17 protein-coding genes and 3 tRNA genes are annotated in these 17,063 nt (G+C 40.4%); 8 read left to right on the top strand and 12 right to left on the bottom strand.

Annotated features, from left to right (window positions below; translation table 11 throughout):
* Positions 1 to 22 precede the first annotated feature (22 nt).
* Together VCASEI_RS04025 and VCASEI_RS04020 are read right to left on the bottom strand one after the other, a co-directional pair.
* Positions 23 to 952, bottom strand: a complete 930-nt coding sequence (locus VCASEI_RS04025; RefSeq protein WP_089110442.1) for a ParB/Srx family N-terminal domain-containing protein — start codon at positions 950 to 952, stop codon at positions 23 to 25.
* A 191-nt stretch (positions 953 to 1,143) separates the two neighbouring features.
* Complete coding sequence (locus VCASEI_RS04020) at positions 1,144 to 2,319, bottom strand: multidrug effflux MFS transporter (protein WP_089110443.1); 1,176 nt, start codon at positions 2,317 to 2,319, stop codon at positions 1,144 to 1,146.
* A gap of 89 nt (positions 2,320 to 2,408) precedes the next feature.
* Between VCASEI_RS04020 and VCASEI_RS04015 the strand changes: the two genes are divergently transcribed.
* The gene (locus tag VCASEI_RS04015) at positions 2,409 to 2,906 is read left to right on the top strand and encodes a MarR family winged helix-turn-helix transcriptional regulator (RefSeq protein WP_089110444.1); all 498 of its coding nucleotides are present in this window, start codon (positions 2,409 to 2,411) and stop codon (positions 2,904 to 2,906) included.
* A gap of 72 nt (positions 2,907 to 2,978) precedes the next feature.
* Here VCASEI_RS04015 and VCASEI_RS04010 read toward each other — a convergent pair.
* A tRNA-Pro gene (locus VCASEI_RS04010) sits at positions 2,979 to 3,055 on the bottom strand.
* Between the two features lie 195 nt (positions 3,056 to 3,250).
* Here VCASEI_RS04010 and smrA point away from each other — a divergent pair.
* From smrA to VCASEI_RS03990, 4 genes are all read left to right on the top strand, one after another.
* The gene (gene smrA / locus VCASEI_RS04005; RefSeq protein ID WP_086957949.1) at positions 3,251 to 3,829 is read left to right on the top strand and encodes a DNA endonuclease SmrA; all 579 of its coding nucleotides are present in this window, start codon (positions 3,251 to 3,253) and stop codon (positions 3,827 to 3,829) included.
* A 392-nt stretch (positions 3,830 to 4,221) separates the two neighbouring features.
* A complete protein-coding gene (gene rluF, locus VCASEI_RS04000) occupies positions 4,222 to 5,274 on the top strand; it encodes a 23S rRNA pseudouridine(2604) synthase RluF (RefSeq protein ID WP_086957947.1) in 1,053 nt (350 codons plus the stop codon).
* 173 nt (positions 5,275 to 5,447) lie between these two features.
* A tRNA-Leu gene (locus tag VCASEI_RS03995) sits at positions 5,448 to 5,534 on the top strand.
* 36 nt (positions 5,535 to 5,570) lie between these two features.
* A tRNA-Cys gene (locus VCASEI_RS03990) sits at positions 5,571 to 5,644 on the top strand.
* 39 nt (positions 5,645 to 5,683) lie between these two features.
* Here the strand turns inward: VCASEI_RS03990 and ybaK are convergent.
* The 9 genes from ybaK to hemA all read right to left on the bottom strand — a co-directional run bounded on the left by ybaK (position 5,684) and on the right by hemA (position 14,158).
* Entirely contained in the window at positions 5,684 to 6,157 is a 474-nt protein-coding gene (gene ybaK, locus VCASEI_RS03985) for a Cys-tRNA(Pro) deacylase (RefSeq protein WP_089110445.1), read from the bottom strand.
* Between the two features lie 121 nt (positions 6,158 to 6,278).
* Positions 6,279 to 7,952 (bottom strand): bifunctional UDP-sugar hydrolase/5'-nucleotidase UshA, encoded by a 1,674-nt coding sequence (ushA, locus tag VCASEI_RS03980; RefSeq protein WP_089110446.1) that lies wholly within the window; start codon positions 7,950 to 7,952, stop codon positions 6,279 to 6,281.
* A gap of 96 nt (positions 7,953 to 8,048) precedes the next feature.
* Positions 8,049 to 8,474: a VOC family protein gene (locus VCASEI_RS03975; RefSeq protein WP_086957942.1), complete on the bottom strand. Its 426-nt coding sequence runs from the start codon at positions 8,472 to 8,474 to the stop codon at positions 8,049 to 8,051.
* Positions 8,475 to 8,678: 204 nt separating this feature from the next.
* Positions 8,679 to 9,530, bottom strand: coding sequence for a 3-deoxy-8-phosphooctulonate synthase (kdsA, locus tag VCASEI_RS03970; protein ID WP_086958074.1), 852 nt, complete (start codon positions 9,528 to 9,530; stop codon positions 8,679 to 8,681).
* Positions 9,531 to 9,583: 53 nt separating this feature from the next.
* Positions 9,584 to 10,399, bottom strand: a complete 816-nt coding sequence (locus VCASEI_RS03965) for a SirB1 family protein (protein ID WP_086957940.1) — start codon at positions 10,397 to 10,399, stop codon at positions 9,584 to 9,586.
* Between the two features lie 28 nt (positions 10,400 to 10,427).
* Positions 10,428 to 10,808, bottom strand: coding sequence for a SirB2 family protein (locus VCASEI_RS03960; protein ID WP_086957938.1), 381 nt, complete (start codon positions 10,806 to 10,808; stop codon positions 10,428 to 10,430).
* A gap of 69 nt (positions 10,809 to 10,877) precedes the next feature.
* Entirely contained in the window at positions 10,878 to 11,720 is an 843-nt protein-coding gene (gene prmC / locus VCASEI_RS03955; RefSeq protein ID WP_086957937.1) for a peptide chain release factor N(5)-glutamine methyltransferase, read from the bottom strand.
* Positions 11,721 to 11,733: 13 nt separating this feature from the next.
* Entirely contained in the window at positions 11,734 to 12,822 is a 1,089-nt protein-coding gene (gene prfA / locus VCASEI_RS03950; RefSeq protein ID WP_089110447.1) for a peptide chain release factor 1, read from the bottom strand.
* 76 nt (positions 12,823 to 12,898) lie between these two features.
* Positions 12,899 to 14,158, bottom strand: a complete 1,260-nt coding sequence (gene hemA, locus VCASEI_RS03945) for a glutamyl-tRNA reductase (protein WP_086957933.1) — start codon at positions 14,156 to 14,158, stop codon at positions 12,899 to 12,901.
* A gap of 246 nt (positions 14,159 to 14,404) precedes the next feature.
* Here hemA and lolB point away from each other — a divergent pair, with 246 nt between their 5' ends.
* From lolB to VCASEI_RS03930, 3 genes are read left to right on the top strand one after another with little or no spacing between them, the layout of a single operon-like run.
* On the top strand, positions 14,405 to 15,112 hold the full coding sequence (lolB, locus tag VCASEI_RS03940; RefSeq protein ID WP_162621015.1) for a lipoprotein insertase outer membrane protein LolB: 708 nt from the start codon (positions 14,405 to 14,407) through the stop codon (positions 15,110 to 15,112).
* Positions 15,112 to 16,038, top strand: coding sequence for a 4-(cytidine 5'-diphospho)-2-C-methyl-D-erythritol kinase (gene ispE, locus VCASEI_RS03935; protein WP_086957929.1), 927 nt, complete (start codon positions 15,112 to 15,114; stop codon positions 16,036 to 16,038). Before lolB ends, ispE begins: the two co-directional genes overlap by 1 nt.
* 27 nt (positions 16,039 to 16,065) lie before the next feature.
* On the top strand, positions 16,066 to 17,010 hold the full coding sequence (locus VCASEI_RS03930; protein ID WP_086957927.1) for a ribose-phosphate pyrophosphokinase: 945 nt from the start codon (positions 16,066 to 16,068) through the stop codon (positions 17,008 to 17,010).
* The last annotated feature ends 53 nt before the right edge of the window (positions 17,011 to 17,063 follow it).

The raw sequence follows: 17,063 nt of genomic DNA, 5'->3' as shown, positions 1-17,063 counted from the left end.
ATTACTTTAGGTGTGACCGTCTTTACTGAGAAGGCTTTTCCGATAGCGTGGCTTTATAACGCAGCAGATAATCAATCTTGCCATCGCCTTTAAACAATTTCTTAAACGCTTTTTTATCGTAGGCGTTAAATTGCCCCATTTGCTTAGCGGATAAATTCGATCCCCCAACGTCAGTCGTATCGACCGCTAAGATATATTCACTCACCGTTTTAACCGCTTTAGCGTAACCGTCTTTAGAATTTAAATCGAAAGTGCTGGCATCTATTTTTTTACGTACTTCTTTAGACCAATAAAACTCCAAAAATGGTACTGGCTTGTCTGGCTTATCCCAACTCACGCCACGAGTAAAATACATAAGAGAGCGGTAAAGATCGTTATGAAAGTTTTTGATGCCTAATGATGTCGGAAGCTCGTCATAACGAATAGGGTTACTGTTAACATCAAATAACCATGTATTACCATCGTTTTTCATTTGCGTCCAAAATTTATCCATTCCTTTGATGTCACGGTAATCTTTCGCAACAACGACGTTGATATGAAAGTCCGCACTGCCTTCCGGCATTTCATAAAAAACATTAAACGTATGATGACCATCCGTCAGGTAATAGTCACCATCTGGCGCAATCACCACTGTTTTCATATCTTGTTTGCGCTTGCCTACAGTTAACTGACAAGTAAAGCTGGACGGATTATTAGGGCTCGCATTAACAGATATATTTTCAACACCCTTTTGGCCATTCGCTTCGCACACCTCATCAAACATTTTCTCCCGATCAAATTGATAACGACCGAGCTTATACATGATTTGGTCATACCCAACAGAAGTCTGAGTTGGGATAAGTTCGTCCAAGCTGACGTTAATAACATCACCTGCACGAATAGTATTTGCATATAATGGTGAAGTAAAAAGACCCGTAATCGTCATCACAACAGCAATAATTTTCTGATTCATTTATTCCTCTGAATAGTCAGCTAAAAAAGTTAATCAATAGAATAGGCATAAATGATGACAAATAAATGTCTGGGTACTTAACCAAACCATTAAAAACAAAGAAAGGAAAACAGTCTCACCTGAAACCACTATTCACTGACTTTAATCAATTGAGGGAATCATTTCCCAAAACTTAAACTTAAAATGAGTAACTACACATTGAGTCTTTTCTTACCATCGCAAGCCCCCCATAAAGCAATTGCGCTCGCCAGCACCACCCCAATCGCAACCGGCCACAAGTTACCCTGAGTAAAATAAGCCACCAACCCACTCACAATAGAAGCAGTAAGAAATTGCATAGAACCTAATAATCCCGCCGCTTTACCTGAGTTCTGTTTAAAGTATTGTAAATAACACGCATTGGTATTTGGCATAATCCCCGCGTTCGCCGACACCATAATGATAAACCCAGCAACGACGCCATACATATGTTGCGGAAAAAACGTAACCGACAATAACAAAATGATCGCGCCACAAAGTTGCATTTGAATAAATCGAACCAACAAAACTGCTGGGCCATGTTTTTTCAACAAATAACTATTAAGTCTATTAATGGCAATCAGCCCTAATACATTCATCAAAAAAAGCACGGAAAATACTTTCTCTGATATACCATAATATTCCATATACACAAATGGAGAGTTCGTCAAAAAAATCAGCATAACGCTAAAACCAAACGCGAGTGCTAATAAATATCCGAACACGGTTCTTTGCCGTAACACCTCAGAATAAGACATTAGTTTAGGTGTGTTCTGGGAAGTTTTCAGCACCGGTTTTGGTACCAAAAAAAAAGCATAAACCGCTAAGGTAAAACCTAATATTCCTAAGAAGATAAAAATAAAGTGCCAATTTAATAAAGTTAAAATTAACGTGCCTACAGACGGTGCAATCGATGGCGCGATCATCATGATTAAAGCAATCAATGAAAATAAACGTGCAGCTTCTCTCCCTTCCGCATTATCACGAATTAAAGCAGGAACACAGACGATAGCAATACCACCACCAATTGATTGAATAAAACGACACGCCCACAGTACTTGTATAGACTGCGCAGATGAAATGGCTACACTACCCAAGGCAAAAATTACCAGCCCGACCATCATTACGATACGACGGCCGTATTTATCTGAAAATTGACCACCCAACAACTGGCCAATCGCAAGACCGAAGACATATAAACTGACCGTCATCGCGACCCAATTGATCTCAACATTGAGTTCAGAAGCGATAGTGGGTATTGCTGGCAAGTAGGTATCAATTGAAAATGGGCTTAGCGCAAACACGCTTGCTAGCAGCACTATCAAGGACGCTGAAATAGATTTTGACATATTCACCTCTAGAAATTTTATAACAAAATGGTAACCTTAATTTATCTTTCTAGCAAGATAGATCAAATCACCTCTTAAGGTAAAACATCATGACAACCAAAATTCCTGTCTCTACATTACTTTCCTTAGGATCCTTAGGAACTGATAAGGAAAAACAACGACTATCCTATGAAGAAATCATATTACGCATTCATCGGCTCTCTGATCATTTAGCTGCGGATGTACAACATTATTTAGAACCGTATAACCTTCAACAAGCCGATTTCAGTATTCTAATCAGTCTATACCGTCAAGGAACACCTTATATTTCAAGCCCTACTCAGCTTTATCAAACGATGTTATTTAGCTCGGGTGGATTAACAAAAGTTCTCAAAAGAGTCGAAGATTTTGCTCTGATTCATCGAATAGATAATCTTAAAGATAAGCGTAGTAAACTGGTTCAATTAACACCATTAGGTTTACAACATATTGAAAATATTTTGGATAAGATAAAGCAGTCACGCCATCAAAGATTCTCATGCTTAGAGATTCAAGAACAAAAAGAAATGGAGCTGCTTTTAACAAAATTATTAGCTAACTGGGAGTAATAAAATTCTAAAAAGCCTTTTACTAAGCTCTAAACGCAAAAAAGCCACTCAATTGAGTGGCTTTTCTTAATATGGTCGGTGAAGAGGGATTCGAACCCCCGACCCTCTGGTCCCAAACCAGATGCGCTACCAAGCTGCGCTATTCACCGAGTTTCAATCAACTATGTATCGCTGAATGAGCTGCGTATATTACGGATTTATTTGGCATACGCAAGGGATTTACACGAAAAAAATCATTAAACTCAAAAATAACTTTCAAGCGATTAAATAATAATCAAGGTTAATTCACATCTATAAGCAAATCGCTATAATTTGCCTATTACGTCTACCTTGAGGACAATCTTATGCAAGATGATGATTTAGATTTATTCCAAAAAATGATGGGGGATGTAAAACCAATAGAACAAGATACGGCGATAAAACCAAAAGATCGGGCTCTAACCGAAGCTCACCTTGCTCGTCGTCAAGCTGCAGTATCACTTGCAGAGCAAAATGAAGAATACTTATCTTTAGATAACGCCCCAATGCTCAAACCTAATGATATTCTTGAGTACAAAAAAGACGGTGTACAAGATGGTGTGTTCCGAAAGTTACGTTTAGGTAAATACCCGATTACCGCCAAACTAGATCTGCATCGTCGTACGCTCAAACAAGCTCGTGAAGACGTGGTTTCTTTTCTGCGCCAAGCTCAACGCTTGGACACTCGAAGTGTTTTAATAATACATGGCAAGGGTGAACTGTCTACTCCACCAGCCCTAATGAAAAGTTACATCGCCGCTTGGTTAGAACAAATTACTGATGTGATGTGTTTTCATAGCGCACAACCTTTTCATGGCGGTTCAGGTGCAGTGTATGTATTAATTAAAAAAAGTGCGGAAATGAAGCTCGATAATCGAGAACGACATCAAAAAAGAATGAGCTAGTACTATACCCAAGTAACTTCAAGATGCGAGTTTCAGCAAGAATAAAACAAGCTTTAGACAAGGTAAATTGAATATGATCATAGTGATTCTATCTCTATTTCATTTAACGCAGCATAAAGCTTGTTTTAACTTGCCCTTCGGGAGCGCCATCCAAACCTTTATGCCGTGTCAGATTGGTTTGAAAGGTACCTACATTCCTTCACCAATCATCCCGGCCTAAAGGCTTGGATGATAGCTCTGAATTCTGCATCTTGAAGTCACTTGGGTATATTTGTATTCATCTGTCTCTTTTTAACTCGATCTGTTAAACTCTTGCACCTTCATTTCTCAAGGTGAGTTTATTTATCATTCACCTTGAGAGTTCCGTTGTGAAACGTCAAAAAGAGATCAATATGACTAATCAAACTTCTTCTATCCGTTTAAATAAATTCATCAGCGATTCTGGCTTCTGTTCACGTCGTGCAGCCGATAAGTTAATCGAAGAAGGCCGTGTCACTATAAATGGTCAAGTACCTGAAATGGGGACTAAAGTGATGCCTAGTGATGAAGTTTTGGTTGATCACAAACCTATCCGCAGTAAAGAAAAGCCCATTTACATTGCTCTCAATAAACCTACGGGTATTACCTGTACGACTGAGCGTCATATTGAAGGTAATATTGTCGACTTTATTGGCCACCATAAACGTATATTCCCGATTGGCCGTTTAGATAAACCATCCGATGGTTTGATTTTCTTAACCAACGATGGCGATATCGTCAATAAAATCTTACGTGCGGGTAATGCGCACGAAAAAGAATATGTCGTTCGTGTAGATAAATTCATTACTGAAGAATTTATTGCAAAAATGAGTGCAGGGGTCGATATTTTAGATACGACAACTCTGCCCTGTAAGGTCACCAAAGAAACTGATTTTTCATTTCGCATGGTGTTAACCCAAGGTTTAAACCGCCAAATACGTCGTATGTGTGAAGCATTAGGTTACGATGTCTATAAATTACGCCGCGTTCGTATTATGAATATAACAATTGATGGTTTACCAAATGGAAAGTGGCGTTATTTAACGGATTCAGAAGTCAGTGAAATTCACAGCATGATTGAAGGTTCTGTCGGTACAGAAGAAGCCTCTAAAATCGATGCTGAAGGCAGAGTGATAGAAAAAGCAACCGATGCTAAACTTCATGATGCACGTCAACAAGCGCAAGCAGAAAAAGAACGTGAACTTCAACGCGAACAACAACCTCAATTTAAAACGTACCGTGGTAAGGGTGAGTTTGAACGCAAAGCGCGCGGTAACCGTGATGAACAAGGTAAAACTGGTGGCAACCGTACTCGTAATCAAGACAAACCGAAAACATCATCACATACGCCCCCCGAAACTAAAGGTTCTCGTTTTAGTCATTCAAATAGCAGCGGCATTAAAAAGTGGACACCCAAAAATAAATAATGCATTTTTTGTTCACAAACAAAGCAAAAAGCCGAAAAAGCAAGCACTTAAACCTGTTTTTTAAAATAACTGTTTACCTCTCGGCTCAATCCTATAAAGTATGCTTCGTCTCCTCACTGAGACGATGGTGTTCTAACTGTTCAGTTAGGTGCCTTGCAATGTAGATTGCTTGTGCCCTGGTGGTGGAATTGGTAGACACAAGGGATTTAAAATCCCTCGGCGTTCGCGCTGTGCCGGTTCAAGTCCGGCCCGGGGCACCATCCAAAAATTTCTTCAGATTCATCCCCAAATAAAATGGCGCCTTGGCAGAGTGGCTATGCAGCGGATTGCAAATCCGTGGACCTCGGTTCGACTCCGGGAGGCGCCTCCATAAATACTGACAACCTTTATCTCCATACCGAACATTATTCTATTGACACAAACCTACAAAATTCGCTTTTGTTAATATGGCCAAATCTTGTGGTGTAAGTTCTATCTCTAAACCTCGTTTTCCGGCTGACACACAAATAGTTTCAAAATTTAAAGCAGACTGATGAATAAAGGTCGGTAGTGCTTTCTTTTGACCTAGAGGACTAATCCCTCCCACAACGTAACCTGTGGCTTTTTGCGCAATATCTGGATCCGCCATTTCGGCTTTTTTAGCACCAGCGGCTTTGGCTACTTGTTTGAGGTTTAACTTGTTCTCAACTGGAATGATCGCCACCGCAAGATTCTTCGCTTCACCATTGAGGCAAAATAATAAGGTTTTAAATACTTGTGCTGGATTTTGTCCAAGTACCTCTGCCGCCTCTAGCCCATAACTTGCTGCATTAGGATCGTGTTTATATTGATGAACCGTATGTGGGATTTTTTTCTTTTTAGCGAGATTAATTGCCGGTGTCATAATTTGTCCTTACAAACGATTACCTTTAGAAACGAAAACAGCGCTCGATTCAGCGCTGTTTTATACCTAAGTCACTTGAGTATATTTTTAAATAAACTGACTTTCAGTTCAATAATTCAGATTACTTAAGGTATTTAATTTCGCCATCCGGCTCGTAATCGGCTGCATTGATTGGGTTGTGTTTTTCTAGGTAGTCTTTTAATACTTCGGCATCAACAAACCCTGTATTCACAAAGCCCGGCTTATCATCAATTTTTGGATAGCCATCACCACCGGCTGCATTAAAGCTTGGGATAGAGAAACGATAAACTTTATTTGGATCAAGCTGCTTGCCACCAATGACAACATTGCTCACTTTGTCTTTGGCAACTGTCATTGATATTCCAGCAAACTGCACGTAAGCACCCGAATCAACCGGCTTGGTCGCCACGACATTGAGATAATCCAACAGTTCGCTACCTTTCATATCCATATAGGTGACGATATTGCCAAATGGCTGCACTTTAAGAACATCTTTGTAAGTGATATCACCTGCCGCAATAGAATCACGCACGCCACCAGAATTCATTACCGCAAAGTCGGCATTAACTCGCTCCATGTGTGACATGCCAATCAAGCGGCCTAGGTTCGTCTGCTTATAGCGCACCACGTTACGGTCACCTTCAAGCTTGCTATTCGAATAAGAAATTTGAACGTTTAGTTGTTCTTGGCCTTTATCCTGATATGGTTGTAAAAAATCTTTTAATTCTTGATCTTGTATAATTTCTTTTTGAACAAAAATTTTAGTTTTTTTACCATTCACTATTACGTTTTCTTTCAAATTGACTGGAATCAAACCATAGCTAACCATGTTTAATTGTCCATTTTGGAACTCAAAATCAGCGCGGCCCACATATTTACCCCATTCATGCGCTTGAACGATCCACGTACCATTTTGCTGATCAGGCACGCAAACTTCACCAGGCTTATAGTCGCTATCACGATGATTAGTTGATTTCATACAGACTGGCTCTTGTGAATGACCGCCTATGATCATATCCAACTCACCTTTAGGTAAATAACGGGCTAACGTCACATCACCCGGTGCATTCACGCCACTATTACCATTGTCATAATGCCCCATATGAGTCACCGCAAAAATCAAATCAGGCTTCTCATTTATCTCCAAATCAGCGATCACTTTCTTAGCTTCAAGTTTTGGATCGCGAAACTCAATACCACCTATGTACTCTGGGTTACCAATTTTAGCTGTATCTTCGGTTGTTAAACCGATCACGGCAATTTTAATGCCTTGCTCTTCAAAAATTTTATAAGGTTCAAATAAACGCTTACCTGTTTTCTTATCATAAATATTAGCTGACAACATTGGGAAATTAGACCAATCACGCTGCTTCATTAACACTGAAAGTGGGTTATCAAATTCATGATTACCAACCGCCATGGCGTCATAACCAATTTTATTCATACCCTTGAAATCAGGTTCAGCATCTTGAAGATCGGATTCAGGAACCCCGGTGTTAATATCTCCCCCAGAAAACAGTAATACACTCCCGCCTTCCGCACTCACTTGTTGACGGATACTATCCACTAAAGCTTTACGCGCTGCCATGCCGTACTCACCATCTTGGTTATGCCAAAATCGACCATGATTATCATTGGTGTGCAGTACGGTTAACTTATACAGTTTATTAGCTTGCCATTCGGTTTTCGCATTACTGTCACTTTGTGATGAACAGCCAACGATTGACGCCACCGCGATGGCGATGGTTGCAGTTTTTAATACCCAATATTTCATCTATGAACACCTAAAAAAGAAGAAAATACAAAAGTGAGTGAATGGTTAATCCATCTCGTTTACTAAATGATAACAGCAACATTGGAGGTTCACTTTTTATTTGGCAAATAGCTGTCCTAAATCTTTGAATGCTTTAAATTCCAATGCATTTCCACAAGGGTCGAAAAAGAACATCGTAGCTTGTTCCCCTACTTGATCTTTAAACCTGACGTAGGGTTCAATCACGAATTCAATATTAGCGTGCTTTAATTGGCTGGCGAGGGCTTCCCATTGTTCCCACTCAAGCACGACGCCAAAGTGTGGAACAGGAACATTATGCCCATCCACATCGTTAGTATTCGCAAGTTGCTGAGAAGAGGTTTTAGGGTGCTCATGAATGACCAACTGATGCCCAAAAAAGTTAAAATCGACCCATTGATCACATGACCGTCCTTCTTCTAATTGGAATACATCACGGTAAAATGCTCTTGCAAGAGGAACATCATAAACTGGAATCGCTAAATGAAATGGACGTAAACTCATACCTTCTCCCTGTATATTGATCGAGTATTTTCATTCCAAATTAGCATTGAAGTGCTGATTTAGAAAGTGAGTCACAACTGGTAAGTGACCATATTATCATTTATTGCATAACAACCTACCCCACATAAGGAATGCACAGGCATAAAAAAATCCAGCGACCTAAATCGCTGGATTACAATACCGAGATGTTATTCTCAATGTAGATTAACGAATATCGATATGCTCAAAACCTTTAATTAGATCATCAAGTGCTTTCATTTGCTTTAAGAAAGGCTCAAGTTTATCTAACGGTAAAGCAGAAGGACCATCACATTTTGCTTGTTCAGGGTTTGGATGTGCTTCAATAAATAAACCCGCAATACCTGTCGCTAATCCTGCTTTTGCAAGCTCAACAGTTTGCTCTCGACGTCCTCCTGAAGCGGCCCCTGAAGGATCACGCATTTGCAATGAATGAGTTACATCAAAAATAATTGGGCTGCCATTAGACGACTTTTTCATTACACCAAAACCAAGCATATCAACTACTAGGTTGTCGTATCCCATGCAAGCACCACGCTCACATAAAATAATCTTGTCATTGCCACATTCTGCAAACTTATCAACGATGTTACCAACTTGATTTGGGCTCATGAATTGTGGTTTTTTCACATTGATCACTGCACCGGTTTTTGCCATCGCTTCAACAAGATCAGTTTGACGAGCAAGAAAAGCCGGAAGCTGAATCACATCAACCACATCAGCAACAGGTTGCGCTTGTGCTTCAGTGTGAATATCAGTAATGATCTTCACACCGAAAGTATCTTTCAATTCTTGAAATATTTTCAAACCTTCTTCCATACCAGGACCACGGTATGAATGAATAGATGAACGATTTGCTTTATCAAACGACGCTTTAAATACGTATGGGATCCCAAGCTTTTCAGTCACCTTCACGTAATGCTCACAAATTTGCATGGCTAAATCACGAGACTCCAGCACATTCATGCCAGCAAAAAGGGTGAAAGGCTTATCGTTTGCAACAGGAATGTCGCCTACTTGAACGGTTTTTTGTTGCATCGCTGTTGATTGCATTGTTTGCTCCGTCAATCAATAAACGCACGAGTTGAGCGTTAGTGAATAGTTACGTGGTTACCACTTAAAGCATTCACCTGAAGTTTTAAAATTTCAGATGAAGGGTCTTCAGGGCAATTGTCTATAAAGTACTGAAAATCATCAGCCGCCATTTGATGGCAATCTAGCTGTTGATAAATAAAACCTCTATCACGGATTTCATAAGGATCATCTGGCACAAAACTTAATGCGATATCCGTGCAGGTTAGTGCTTGTGTAAAATTGTCTTCTCGTAGCAAGGCACTTTTAATAACAGCTAACCAACGACCTAATGTGGTTGGGTTGTCCGAAGTCACTAAATCTTTGGGTTTTAATCTAGCTAATGGTCCATCGTGGCCAATTAACCAAGCACGTAAAATAGATTTAGAGACATACTCCCCATTAAATGGGTTGATGTATAACGCTGGTTCATTATGCCAACATACTTTAACTATAAATTGGCTTGGAAAAGTCACCCCCTCTATAGGGAAACCTAAACGCTCACCAAAATACAATAACAAAGCACCTAAACTAACGGGTATGCCTTTACGACGTTTTAAAACCGAATCAATACGCGTATTTTCCGAGTTAAAAAATTCTTCGCTATCACCGTGAAACTTCCACTCATGATAAAAATAACGAAGGAAAGATTCAAACTTCTGCTTTTCGTTTTGTTCATGAACTAACGAATGTTCGAGTTCATCAAACATTGAATCTAAGGTTAGCATAATCCATTGTTTATCGGTTTCTGGGAAAATTTGGTAAATGAGAGCTACCGCCCCTTCAATTAAGGTGCATTCATCCAGATCTTGATCAAAAAACTCTATATCACTCATTATTTTCCAAAGTACTTATTGAATTCAATTACAGGGTTGGAACTTTTGTCATCGCAAGATGCGCAGCCCAATACAACCAACCTAAGGCACCAAAGAAAGCGACACTGCGAATTAACTTAGTTCTGCCAAGTTTCAAAGCCACAAAACCCAGTGCGATATACACAAGTACGCAAGTGATTTTTTCAGTTAGCCAAGCCCCGGCGGCGGTAAAAGGAATAAATCCTGTGATAAATATTAAAGAAATACCTGAAGCGAGTAATATGGTATCAACGACATGTGGTGTCACTTTAAAAAATTTCTTTTGTAATAATGGTGAGTCCATCATCATCAAAATATATCGAACAGTAAGAAATAAAACACTCAGCGCAATGGCGAGTAAATGTATGTGCTTCATCGAGGTATATAACATTGCTTTTCTCTTATTGTTTTAGATCGCATAACGCAGATCGAAATATCTATTCTACATAGACGCTTTATTTCATTGCCAGCAGCCTAATGATACTCGATCATTATGGCCATAATCTTGCTCAGTACTAATAAACTGATACCCGTATTGGGCTAAAATAGCTCGTACGGCTTCACCTTGCTCAAACCCATGCTCCATCAATAACCAACCTTCTTTTTTTAAAAACTTTCTCGATTGGTCAGCAATATGTCGTAAATCAGCTAAGCCCTTTTCTTCAGCCACTAATGCGGTCAATGGCTCAAAACGAACATCACCTTGTTCTAAATGAGGATCCATTTTATCAATGTACGGAGGGTTACTCACAATGCAAGCAAACTGGTTAGAAGCCTCTATTGGTGTAAACCAACTGCCTTGTACGAAGTGTGCATTAATAATATTCAATTTTTTCGCATTTCGAGTCGCAAGTTGTTGAGCTTCTAGCTGTAAGTCCACACCTAGTACTTTACGAGAAGGAAACTCTGAAGCCAGCGCCAATGCAATAGCGCCCGTTCCTGTGCCCAAATCAAGAATATCACCATCAAGTAAGGATACTTTCTCAATGGCTAGCTCGACTAAACGTTCCGTATCAGCTCGTGGTATCAACGTTGAGGTTGATACCTCTAGTGGTAAAGACCAAAACTCTCGCTCGCCGATAAGATAAGCAATCGGCTCACCGGCCACTCGTTTGGTTATCAAGGCATCAAACTGTAACTGTTGCTTAGGCTCAATCAAACGCTCTGGCCATGTAAGCAAATAACTTCTTGGTTTATCTAACACATGGCACATCAGTACCGTAGCATCAAGGGCTGGGCTATGGCTACCGCTGCTAATAAAAGCCTGAATAGCCGCTTGCAAGTTCACTTCAATGCTTATCATAACGTTTCAACAATTAATGGTTTTCTGACAAAGCAGCAAGCTGATCGGCTTGATGTTCTTGAATCACAGGGTCAATTAAGCTTTGCAAATCCCCTTCCATCACTTCATTTAAACGGTAAACTGTTAAGTTAATACGGTGATCAGACACGCGGCCCTGTGGATAGTTATAAGTGCGAATACGGTCACTGCGGTCACCAGAACCTAATAAATTACGACGAGTATCTGACTCTGCTGCTGCACGCTTTTCTTCTTCTGCTTTAATAATACGAGCAGCAAGAACCGCCATCGCTTTGGCTTTATTTTTATGCTGAGAACGTTCATCTTGACACTCAACAACGGTACCAGTTGGTAAGTGAGTGATCCGAATCGCTGAGTCAGTGGTGTTAACATGTTGACCACCAGCGCCGGATGAACGGAAGGTATCAATTTTCAAATCAGACGCTTTAATTTCTGGGATCTCAGCTTCTGGAATCTCGGCCATAACAGCAACGGTACACGCAGAAGTATGAACACGACCTTGCGATTCAGTCGCGGGAACACGTTGTACTCGATGTCCACCAGATTCAAACTTCAATACGCCATAGGCGCCATCGCCATTAACTTTAGCGATCATTTCTTTATAACCGCCATGTTCAGCATCATTACTGCTGATCACTTCAATTTTCCAGCCTTTCTTTTCCGCAAAGCGGCTGTACATGCGGAACAAATCACCCGCGAAGATTCCCGCCTCATCACCACCGGCACCCGCTCTAATTTCTAAGAAACAGTTACGATCATCATTTGGATCTTTCGGTAATAATAAGATTTGTAGCTCAGCTTCAAGGCGTTCGATTGCCGCTTTTGATTCTTTGATTTCATCTTGCGCCATTTCACGCATTTCAGCATCGTCTTCTTGCGCCATTTCTTCAGCAGCGTCTAAGTCTTCTTGTGCTTGTTGGTAGGCTTGAAAACATTTCGTCACTTCTTCAAGCTGTGAGTATTCTTTCGATAAGGCACGAAATTTATTTTGATCCCCAATAACACCAGGATCGCCAAGTAAATGCTGAACTTCTTCATAACGTTCAACAAGAGTTTCTAATTTGGTCAAAATTGACGAGTTCATAATTTTATCTTTAATTTGAGTATAGTATTAATGAAGGCGTGTTAATCGATATTGGTCATCTGAAACTTCAGCATAGCTACCATTCTTCAAGGCCAAGGCTTTGACGAATAATCGCAAGCTTTTCTGATTCGCCCTGCTCGGCAACCACTTGCATGGCGCGCGTTGGGGTATGGATTAAACGATTTGTGAGTTTGTTACTTAATTCTCGCAACACCTTTTCAGGGTCGCCACCCGCAGACAAAGCATTCAGGCTGCGCTCTAATAAATCTTCTTTGATCTCATTGGCATGTTGTCGGTAATCTCGAATACTGTCGACCGCTTGCAGTGAACGTAACCACGTCATAAAAGCTGCACTTTCTTCTGAAACGATCGCTTCAGCTTGAATCGCTTCTACTTTACGTTGTTCGATATTTTTATTCACTATACCTTGTAGATCATCGACGCTATAAAGATAAGCATCATCCAGATCACCGACCTGTGATTCAATATCACGAGGTACCGCAATATCAACCAGTAACATCGGTTGATGCTTACGTTTTTTCAACGCAGTTTCCACCATCCCTTTACCAATAATAGGAAGTGGACTCGCCGTTGAGCTAATCACGATATCCGCTTGAGGTAAATGTTCGGGTATTTCAGATAAAGTAATGGTTTCACCACCAAATTGATCGGCTAACAATTTTGCTCGCTCTATCGTTCGGTTAGCCACAATAATCTTCTTACATTGGGTCGATGAAATATGTTTAGCAACCAATTCAATGGTTTCTCCCGCACCGACTAAAAGCACCGTAACATTTTTCATCGATTCAAAAATTTGCTTAGCTAAAATACAAGCAGCATAAGCAACTGATACTGCACTACCACCAATAGCCGTTTCGGTCCTAACGCGTTTTGCAACCGAAAAAGCCTTATGGAATAACTTTTCAGTCATACCATTTACCGCGTTTAGTTCGGTGGAGGCTGCATAAGCTTGTTTGACTTGTCCTAGTATTTGAGGTTCACCCAACACTAAAGAATCTAACCCACAGGCAACCCGCATTAAATGCCTTACCGCGGCTTGTTCTTCATAGGTATAAATACTTGGCATCAACTTTTCAGCATCAACCTGATGGAAACTCATAAGCCAATCAATAACATGGCCTTTATGAACCCCTTTTCGAATATCACAATAAATTTCAGTACGGTTGCATGTCGATACAATCACACCGCTTTTTATGGTGTCACTTAGCCCTATCTCCGCTAATGCTTCAGACAGTTTCTCTGGTGAAAATGCAATTTTCTCTCGCAACTCAACCGACGCTGTATTGTGATTGATACCAATAGCAAGCAAGGACATGTAGTAGGGCTACTCTGAAATTAAGAATAAAGAAGCGCAATTTTACTTGATGGGCTGTATGAATGAAAGGGGTAGATATTTTTATTAACTCCCAAGTTAAAAAATAAAACTAACCAATTGATTTTAAACAAATTTAATGAGTTGGTTTTTTACCGCACTCTATACTAATAAGGAATATAGCTGCTACTCATAGCAAGAGAATGGTATAGTTATTGCCATTATATGAACTTCAATAAGGAAGCGACCTTGTCATTGACCTCAAGCCTCTCTCTTCTTCGTTTTACTGACGTATCATTATTTTCTCGTCTCTATCTACGATTGTTAAAATCATGTTCAACTTACCGTACATCGGCATGGCTTCCAATAACCTGCTTGCTTATCATTCTTTCTGGTTGCAGTAGTGTTCCACCGACTCAAGAAGCCTATTCAGTTGATTGGCAAAATCATAAACAACAACTAGAACAGCTCGATACCTTTAAAGTAACCGGAAAAATTGGCTATAAAGATGCCGAACATCGTCAATCTCTTAATTTCATTCTCAAGCACGCCTCTCAATATGACGAATTGAAACTACTCTCATTTCTAGGCCAAACGGTCTTAACGGTACAAATGACCTCCACAGGCGCGATGATTACAACTTCCGATGGTCAGGTCCGTACCGCCAAAGAAGCCAACGATTTAATTAAGAAGTTAACAGGGTTAAGTATCCCGGTAAGCCAGCTTCCAGATTGGCTCAAAGGATTACCAACTCAAGCAGATAGTGTGGCTTATAATCAATCACACACCGTTGAGAGCCTTGAAAAAAGTATTGATAACCGCCAGTGGAAACTTTCTTATCTTAGTTATCAATCCACCGATATCGGTAAAGAATCGCCGCTGCCATTACCTAATCAATTATTTTTAGAGCAAGACAATACTCAAATTAAGATTCTAATCAGTAAATGGATATTTTAATGCCACAACAAATCGATTCTTTCATTTCACACATAAAATGGCCGGCACCAGCCAAACTGAATTTATTTTTGTATATCACAGGCCGCCGCACGAATGGTTATCATGATCTACAAACACTTTTTCAATTTATTGATCATGGAGATACACTCCAATTTTCACCCAATAAAAGTGGTAAGCTCACCATCACCCCTGAAATAAAAGGGGTGAGCCTGGAGCAAAATCTGATTTGGAAAGCAGCAGAAGCACTTAGAATCGAAGCCCAAAAAACATTGAACATTGTCCCTTCGGCATTAGGTGTCGACATTCAATTGAATAAAACTCTCCCTATGGGAGGAGGATTAGGTGGCGGATCGTCCAATGCTGCAACGACGCTGATCGCATTAAATGAAATATGGTCACTCAATTTCTCAATCAATACCTTAGCCAACCTTGGCCTAACTCTTGGTGCGGATGTGCCTGTTTTTGTTCGAGGTCACTCCGCTTTTGCTGAAGGGATCGGTGAACAATTAATCCAGGCGAACCCAAAAGAAAAATGGTATTTAGTGATCAAGCCCAATGTAAACATTGCAACAGCTGAAATTTTCACACATCCTAATTTAACTAGAAACACACCAAAGCGAGAGCTTTCAACGCTTTTACAACAACCCTACGAAAACGATTGCGAAAAAATCGTCACTTTGCTGTATCCGGAGGTTGCTAAGCAACTTTCATGGCTGCTACAATACGCGCCGTCGAGATTGACTGGAACGGGGTCTTGCCTATTTGCTGAATTCGACACTCAGCAACAAGCCACATCCATATTAAGCAAGCTCAACAAACAACAAAATTCAAATAGTGTCTTCGGCTTTATCGCCAAAGGGGTGAATATCTCACCACTTTATAAGACTTTGGCTGACTATAAACAAGCCGACAACAACTCAATTTAAAACTGGACGCAACCCGAGGTTTCCACCGTGCCTGATATGAAGCTATTTGCTGGTAACGCCACACCTGAACTAGCCCAACGTATTGCAGATCGTCTATACATTTCCCTTGGTGATGCAGATGTTGATCGTTTTTCTGACGGCGAAGTCGCTGTTAAAATAAATGAAAATGTCCGTGGTAGTGATGTATTCATTATCCAATCTACTTGTGCACCAACCAATGACAACCTAATGGAATTGGTGGTCATGATTGACGCCATGCGCCGCGCTTCTGCTGGCCGTATTACTGCTGTTATTCCTTACTTTGGCTACGCACGCCAAGATCGTCGAGTTCGCTCGTCTCGTGTGCCAATTACCGCAAAAGTAGTTGCTGACTTTTTGTCTAACGTTGGTGTAGACCGCGTTCTGACAATCGATTTACATGCAGAACAAATTCAAGGCTTCTTTGATGTCCCTGTTGATAATATCTTTGGTACTCCGGTATTAATGGAAGATATGAAATCTCGCGGCTTAGAAGATCCTGTGGTTGTTTCTCCAGATCTTGGTGGTGTTGTTCGTGCTCGTGCAACAGCAAAAATGTTAGACGATACGGACATCGCGATCGTTGATAAGCGTCGCCCTCGTGCAAACGTATCAGAAGTTATGAACCTTATAGGTGATGTTAAAGATCGCGATTGCGTTATCGTTGATGACATGATTGATACTGGTGGTACCTTGTGTAAAGCGGCTGAAGCATTGAAAGAACGTGGGGCAAAACGCGTATTTGCTTACGCAACCCACCCAGTATTCTCAGGAAATGCGGCACAAAACATTGCCAATTCTGTCATTGACCAAGTCATTGTAACGGACTCAATTAGATTATCAGAAGAGATGAAAGCAACAGGTAAAGTGACTCAATTAACGTTATCTAGCATGCTAGCTGAAGCGATTCGTCGCATTAGCAATGAAGAGTCTATTTCTGCAATGTTTAACTAATTACGACGCCTTACTCAGTCATTTGTAAGTCACCGTAATAGCAACATTTATGA

Origin of the sequence: Vibrio casei (assembly GCF_002218025.2) — a bacterium.
Classification (GTDB): Bacteria; Pseudomonadota; Gammaproteobacteria; order Enterobacterales; family Vibrionaceae; genus Vibrio; species Vibrio casei.
This window is presented reverse-complemented; position numbering and strand designations above follow the sequence as displayed.

Excerpts from the sequence above, each read along its gene's own strand:
- VCASEI_RS03965 (WP_086957940.1), bottom strand. The coding sequence starts at position 10,399 with ATGAGTGATATAGAGTTTTTTGATCAAGATCTGGATGAATGCACCTTA.
- rluF (WP_086957947.1), top strand. The coding sequence starts at position 4,222 with ATGACTAATCAAACTTCTTCTATCCGTTTAAATAAATTCATCAGCGAT.
- smrA (WP_086957949.1), top strand. The coding sequence starts at position 3,251 with ATGCAAGATGATGATTTAGATTTATTCCAAAAAATGATGGGGGATGTA.
- ushA (WP_089110446.1), bottom strand. The coding sequence starts at position 7,952 with ATGAAATATTGGGTATTAAAAACTGCAACCATCGCCATCGCGGTGGCG.
- prmC (WP_086957937.1), bottom strand. The coding sequence starts at position 11,720 with ATGATAAGCATTGAAGTGAACTTGCAAGCGGCTATTCAGGCTTTTATT.
- VCASEI_RS04020 (WP_089110443.1), bottom strand. The coding sequence starts at position 2,319 with ATGTCAAAATCTATTTCAGCGTCCTTGATAGTGCTGCTAGCAAGCGTG.
- VCASEI_RS04025 (WP_089110442.1), bottom strand. The coding sequence starts at position 952 with ATGAATCAGAAAATTATTGCTGTTGTGATGACGATTACGGGTCTTTTT.
- hemA (WP_086957933.1), bottom strand. The coding sequence starts at position 14,158 with ATGTCCTTGCTTGCTATTGGTATCAATCACAATACAGCGTCGGTTGAG.
- VCASEI_RS03960 (WP_086957938.1), bottom strand. The coding sequence starts at position 10,808 with ATGTTATATACCTCGATGAAGCACATACATTTACTCGCCATTGCGCTG.
- prfA (WP_089110447.1), bottom strand. The coding sequence starts at position 12,822 with ATGAACTCGTCAATTTTGACCAAATTAGAAACTCTTGTTGAACGTTAT.
- VCASEI_RS04015 (WP_089110444.1), top strand. The coding sequence starts at position 2,409 with ATGACAACCAAAATTCCTGTCTCTACATTACTTTCCTTAGGATCCTTA.
- VCASEI_RS03975 (WP_086957942.1), bottom strand. The coding sequence starts at position 8,474 with ATGAGTTTACGTCCATTTCATTTAGCGATTCCAGTTTATGATGTTCCT.
- kdsA (WP_086958074.1), bottom strand. The coding sequence starts at position 9,530 with ATGCAACAAAAAACCGTTCAAGTAGGCGACATTCCTGTTGCAAACGAT.
- ybaK (WP_089110445.1), bottom strand. The coding sequence starts at position 6,157 with ATGACACCGGCAATTAATCTCGCTAAAAAGAAAAAAATCCCACATACG.
- ispE (WP_086957929.1), top strand. The coding sequence starts at position 15,112 with ATGCCACAACAAATCGATTCTTTCATTTCACACATAAAATGGCCGGCA.